This window comes from Actinomycetota bacterium (assembly GCA_035540895.1).
GTDB lineage: Bacteria > Actinomycetota > JAICYB01 > JAICYB01 > JAICYB01 > DATLFR01.
In genome coordinates this window covers 1-4,427 of the sequence record DATLFR010000011.1, presented here as the reverse complement: position 1 = coordinate 4,427, position 4,427 = coordinate 1, and the positions used below count along the sequence as shown (strand labels likewise).

4 protein-coding genes are annotated in these 4,427 nt (G+C 71.2%); 2 read left to right on the top strand and 2 right to left on the bottom strand.

The window, feature by feature from the left end; genetic code table 11:
- Nucleotides 1-1,132, bottom strand: a 1,132-nt coding sequence (locus tag VM840_00445; GenBank protein ID HVL80043.1) for a DEAD/DEAH box helicase, incomplete at its 3' end; no start/stop codon positions are given.
- Between the two features lie 83 nt (nt 1,133-1,215).
- Here VM840_00445 and VM840_00440 point away from each other — a divergent pair.
- Entirely contained in the window at nt 1,216-1,902 is a 687-nt protein-coding gene (locus VM840_00440) for a metal-dependent transcriptional regulator (GenBank protein ID HVL80042.1), read from the top strand.
- A gap of 27 nt (nt 1,903-1,929) precedes the next feature.
- Nucleotides 1,930-3,996 carry a sodium-translocating pyrophosphatase gene (locus tag VM840_00435; protein ID HVL80041.1) on the top strand — a complete coding sequence of 689 codons (2,067 nt, stop codon included), beginning with the start codon at nt 1,930-1,932 and terminating at the stop codon, nt 3,994-3,996.
- Between the two features lie 48 nt (nt 3,997-4,044).
- Here VM840_00435 and VM840_00430 read toward each other — a convergent pair.
- Nucleotides 4,045-4,427: hypothetical protein (locus VM840_00430; GenBank protein HVL80040.1), on the bottom strand; the 383-nt coding region annotated here is incomplete at its 5' end.

The following is a 4,427-nucleotide window of genomic DNA, read 5'->3' as shown; positions in this document are numbered from 1 at the left end:
GTCCGGACCGCTGGCGCGCGGAGGCCACCGTGCCCGGGAAGCCGTTCAGCAGCACTGCATCCAGGTGTCCGATATCGATGCCGAGCTCGAGCGCGTTCGTGGCCGAGACGCCCAGCAGCGTCCCGTCCGCCAGGCCCTGCTCGACGATCCTCCTCTCCTCGGCCAGGTAGCCCGCCCGGTACGCAGCCACGGCCTCCGCCATCTCGTCGGGCAGCCGGTCGCGCGTGTACCGAGAGACGAGCTCCGCGTTCAGCCGGCTGCGCGAGAACGCCAGCGTGCGCGCGCCGTTCACGACGAGCGCCTCGAGCAGCGCAGCCGTCTCCGCGTTGGACGATGCTCGCCGGCCGTCCTCGCCGACCGGTGGGTTCCAGAACACCGTGTGGCGCTCCCCGGTGGGGGCCCCGTCCTCGGTCACCGCCCGGACGGGGAGCCCGACCAGGTCCGAGGCGTGCTCGGACGGGTTCCCGATCGTCGCCGAAGCGAGCGCGAAGACCGGGTCCGAACCGTAGCGGGCGGCCAGGCGACGCAGGCGCCTGAGGACCAGCGCCACGTGGGAGCCGAAGATCCCCCGCAGCGTATGCGCCTCGTCCACGACGACGATGCGCAGGCGACGCAGGAACCGCGCCCATCGGTGATGGTTGGGCAGGATCCCCACGTGGAGCATGTCCGGGTTCGTCAGCACGAAGGTGGCGTGGGCGCGGATCGACGCGCGCACGTGGGTGGGGGTGTCCGAGTCGTAGGTGTCGGCGACCAGCCCGTCCATGGCGAACCGGCCGAGCTGACGCAGCTGATCCGTCCCGAGCGCGCGGGTGGGAGCCAGGTAGAGCCCGACGCCGCCCTCCGCCACCGCCTCGAGGAGAGGGACGTGGTAGCAGAGCGACTTCCCCGAGGCGGTCCCGGTGGCCACCACCGTGCTGGTCCCGTCCCGCAGCAGGTCGATCGCCTCGGCCTGGTGCGTGTAGAAGCGCTCGATCCCGGCCCTGTCCAGCGTGCGGCGAACGACCTCGGGCAGGGGCCGGGCGAGGTCGGCGAACGCCGGGGGGCGGGGTGGCGCGCGGTGGTGGACGACTACCTGTCCCTCGTAGTCGGGATGGGCCTTCAGGGTGCCCACGAACGGGTCCGGTTCGATCACGAGGCCAGGGTATGGCCGGGGACGGACCTCGGCAGCGCTGCGGTTGCCGAGCGAGTCCCGATCCCCCTAGATTCAGATTTCGTATGGGCAAAAACAGCGTGCAGGAGCTCTCAAAGCCAGACCGCGAGGCGCTGAAAGCCATCTACCGGCTCACGCGGGCGGGGGACGAGGCGCACACGGGGGCCCTGGCGGAGGGTCTCGGCGTCTCCCCGGGCACCGTGACGGGGCTGCTGAAGCGGCTCTCGGACCGGGGTTACGTCGACTACCGGCCCTACCACGGGGTCGGTCTCACCCGGCGCGGGCGGGCCGCCGCGGTGGCGGCCATCCGACGGCACCGGATCGTCGAGCGGTTCCTGTCCGACCTGCTCGGCTACGCCTGGAACGAGGCCGACCGCCTGGCCAGGACCTTCGAGCACGACCTGCCCCAGGAGGTCGAGGACCGCCTGTACGAGGTGCTCGACCGGCCGTCGGCATGCCCGCACGGGTTCCCGATCCCCGAACGGGAGGCGGCCGAGCTCCCGGATCTGCCGCAGCTGTACGACCTCGAGCCGGGTCAGGTGGCCACGGTGGCCGTCCCCGGCTCCGTGCAGCCGGATGTGGCCGAGTTCCTCGATGGGCTGGGCCTGCACCCGGGAGCCCGGGTGGAGGTCAGGGACAAGCAGCCGTTCGACGGGCCGATCGTGCTGAGGGTCGCGGGCGAGGACCGCGTACTCGGCAGCAAGGTGGCCCGGGACGTGTACGTGACCGATGTACAGGACCGGTCCGCCTAGGGCCGGGCAGACAGCAAGGAGGCAAGGTTGGACGCCGTACCTTACGCAAGCCTAGGCGCCGCCGCCGCGGCGCTGGTGCTGGCGGCTGTGTTCGCGAAGATCGTGAACGCAGCGGACGCCGGCACCGATCGGATGAAGGAGATCGCCGCGGCGATCCGCGAGGGAGCGATGGCCTTCCTGCGCCGGGAGTACCGGGCCGTGGCCATCTTCGTGGTCGTGATGGCGGTCGTCATCGCGGTGGTCCTGGAGTACGGACGCCCGTGGGGTGCGATCGCCTACGTCGCGGGAGCCGTCTCCTCGGCCGTGGCTGGGTTCATCGGGATGAGGATCGCCACGGCGGCGAACGTCCGGACCGCCCAGGGCGCCCGGACGGGAGCCGCCGTCGCCCTGCCGCTCGCGTTCCGGGGCGGAGCGGTGATGGGCTTCACGGTGGCCGGGCTCGGTCTCCTCGGCATCGCCGGGGCGTACATCCTGTTCGTCCGGGTCCTGCAGGTGGAGAACGCCTTCCAGGTGGTCGCGACGTACGGTCTCGGCGCCTCGTCCATCGCTCTCTTCGCCCGCATCGGTGGTGGGATCTACACGAAGGCCGCCGACGTGGGAGCCGACCTGGTCGGGAAGGTGGAGGCGGGGATTCCGGAGGACGACCCGCGCAACCCGGCCACGATCGCCGACAACGTCGGGGACAACGTCGGGGACGTCGCCGGCATGGGAGCCGACCTGTTCGAGTCCTACGCGGGGTCGCTCGTCGCGCCGATCGTGCTCGCGTCCCTCGTCTTCGCGGGGTACCCGCAGCGCCTGCAGGAGGCCACGTTCCTGTACCCGCTGCTCATCGGCGCGGTCGGGATGGTCGCCTCGATCATCGGCGCGATGTTCGTGCGCGGCAGTGCGCGGTCGACCAACTTCGCCGCGCAGCTGCACCGGGGGACCAACATCGGGATGGCCCTGGCCGCTCTCTTCACGATCGGGGGCGCCTACTGGCTATTCGGTGGGATCCCCGAGATCGGGAACCCGCTCTGGCTCGCAGGCACGATGGTCGTCGGCCTCGTGACCGGATGGGCGATCGGGTTCACTTCGGAGTACTTCACCTCCGACCACCACCGGCCGGTGAAGCGGCTGGCGGCGCAGGCCGAGACCGGTCCCGCGACCGTCGTGATCGGCGGGGTGGCGGACGGGATGCTCTCCGCGGCTCCCGCGGCCATCCTCGTGGTGGCGGCCATCGGGCTCTCGTACTGGTTCGGGGACATGGCCATGCCGCAGATCGCGGACAGCGGGCTGTACGGGGTCTCGCTCGCCGCGATCGGGATGCTCGCGACGACCGGGATCGTGGTCTCGGTCGACGCGTACGGACCGATCGCCGACAACGCAGGCGGTATCGCCGAGATGGCGCACCTCCCGCCGGAGGTGCGGCAGGTCACCGACTCGCTCGACTCCCTCGGGAACACCACCGCGGCCATCGCGAAGGGGTTCGCGATCGGCTCGGCCGCCATCACCGCGCTCGCGCTCTTCAAGGCGTTCTCGGTGACCGTGCGACTCCCGTCGATCGATATCCAGAACGTCGAGGTGACCGGCGGGCTGTTCCTGGGCGCGGTCACCCCGTTCGTGTTCGCCGCGCTGACGATGAAGTCGGTCGGACGGGCCGCGTACGCCATGATCGAGGAGGTACGTCGGCAGTTCCGCGACATCCCGGGCCTGCGTGAGGGGCGGGAGGGCGTTCGCGCCGAGTACGCCAAGTGCGTGGACATCTCGACGCGCGCCGCGCTGCGCGAGATGGTCCTCCCCGGGGCGCTCGCGGTGATCCTGCCGCTCGCCATCGGGTTCGTGTCCGTCGAGGCGCTGGGAGGGTTCCTGGCCGGCGCCCTCGTCACCGGGTTCCTGCTCGCCATCTTCATGGCGAACGCCGGAGGCGCCTGGGACAACGCCAAGAAGTACATCGAGGCCGGAGCGCATGGCGGCAAGGGCGGCGAGCCGCACAAGGCGGCCGTCGTCGGCGACACGGTGGGGGACCCGTTCAAGGACACGTCCGGTCCCGCCATGAACATCCTCATCAAGGTGATGACGATCGTGGCCCTCGTGTTCGGGCCCGCGTTCCTGTAGCACCCACGTATGCACGCGGGGCGCCGGCGCGAAGCGCCGGCGCCCCGCTCATACCACCGCGTCGTCGCGGATCGACGCGAGGATCGTGTGGGCGTGAGGGTCGAGGAAGACGACGCTCTCCCGACCCGCGGTCCCCGGGCGGCCCGGGAGCACGACGTTGCGGATGGCCGCGGGGTCCATGCGCCTTCCGAGCAGGGAGAGACGCAGGAGCTCGCCCGGGGGCACGTTGGTCGAGACGACGTCCCGGAACGTGTTGAGCCAGTCCATGAGCCGCAGCGGGTTCCCGGACGTCTCGGCCCGGAACTTGGCCAGACCGTCCAGCAGCAAGCGCCCGTGGTTCTCACTGCGTCCGAAGTCTCCCCCGGGCATGCCGTACCGAGCTCTGGCGAACGCGAGGGCACCAGCGCCGTCCATCGGGTGGGGGCCGGGCG

What these genes read in the sequence shown, in the direction of transcription:
- VM840_00440 (HVL80042.1), top strand. Translation starts at nt 1,216, where the DNA reads ATGGGCAAAAACAGCGTGCAGGAGCTCTCAAAGCCAGACCGCGAGGCG.